The sequence below is a fragment of the Micromonospora sp. NPDC006766 genome (assembly GCF_040636055.1).
GTDB lineage: Bacteria > Actinomycetota > Actinomycetes > Mycobacteriales > Micromonosporaceae > Micromonospora.
Genome location: NZ_JBEYIX010000134.1, coordinates 1 through 1,411 on the forward strand (window position 1 = coordinate 1; position 1,411 = coordinate 1,411).

Consider the following 1,411-nt stretch of genomic DNA (forward strand, 5'->3'; position numbering starts at 1 on the left):
GCGCGGCCCGGATCAGGCCCCACACCGGCGCCACCGCCAGATCGACGTCCTCGCCCGGCCGCACCGCCACCGCGCCACGGGTCAGCACGACCAGCTTGGACGCGGCCAGTTCGGGACGGCCGAGCCAGGCGTGGACCAGGTCCAGCGCGGCCACTGCGGTGTCGCCGGGCAGCGGACCGCCGACGGCGTCCAGCCGGACCACCACGGCGTCGGCGGCCGGCACCTCGCGGACATCGGTTGCCCAGGCCACCAGCCCGGTCGCCGCGGTGTCCGGGGTGGCGGCCGGGGTCCAGACGATTTCGAACAGTGCCCGGCCGGCGTCGTCCCCGCTACGACCGGCGGCGACCGGCCGCAGCGTCATCGACCGCACCGACGCCACCGGGGCGCCGGTGTCGTCGGCGAGCTCCAGCGACACCGAGGTGGCGCCGGTCGGGGCCAGTCGCACCCGGACCGTGTCCACCCCGGCGGTGTGCAACGTGACACCCTCCCAGGAGAACGGCATCAGCGTGCCCGGGTCGCTGTCGCCCTCGCCGAGCGCGCCGAAGCCGAGCGCGTGCATCGTGGCGTCGAGCAGGGCCGGGTGGATGCCGAACCGCTGCGCCTCGGCGTGCGCCTGCTCAGGGACGGCGACCTCGGCGTAGACGACGCCGTCGTGCCGCCAGGCCGCGCGCAGGGCGCGGAAGGTGGGTCCGTAGCCGTAACCCCGGTCGTGCAGGGTGTCGTACAGGTCGGTGACGTCGACCTCCTCGGCGCCCGGCGGCGGCCACGCCGTCAGGTCGGCCGGCTCCGGCCGCGCCTGCGCGGCCGTGAGGAAGCCGGCCGCGTGCTGGGCCCACTCCCCGTCCGCGCCGTCGCCCCGGGAGTAGACGGCGACCGGGTATCGCCCGGCCTCGTCCGCGCCGTCGACCACCACCTGCACGGCGACCGTGCCACGGCCGGGGAAGACCAGCGGCGCCTGCAGCGTCAGCTCGTCGACCAGGTCGCAGCCGACCTCGTCGCCGGCCCGTAGCGCCAGCTCGACGAACGCGGTGCCGGGTAGCAGCACCTCGCCGAGCACCTCATGGTCGGCGACCCAGGGCGTCGACCCGACCGACAGCCGGCCGGTCAGCACCACCCCGCCGGAGCGGGGCGCGGCGACGACCGCGCCGAGCAGCGGGTGCCCGGCTCCGGCCACGCCGATCGCGGTGGGGTCGCCGGACGGCTCGTCGTCGAGCAGCCAGAAGTGGCGGCGGTCGAAGGCGTACGTGGGCAGGTCGACCTTGCGGGCGCCGGTGCCGTCGAACAGGCGGGCCCAGTCGAGGCGAAGGCCACTCCTCGCCAGGCCGGTGAGGAGTTCGGTCTCTTCCGGGCGGGTGCGGTGTTGCAGGTTGATGAAGACCGCGTCGTCGGTGATCTGCCGGCCCAGCCCGGT

1 protein-coding gene is annotated in these 1,411 nt (G+C 76.0%); it reads right to left on the minus strand.

Annotation, left to right across the window (positions count from 1 at the left end):
• Positions 1-1,411, minus strand: a 1,411-nt coding sequence (locus ABZ671_RS32690; RefSeq protein WP_357865425.1) for a polyketide synthase dehydratase domain-containing protein, incomplete at both ends; no start/stop codon positions are given.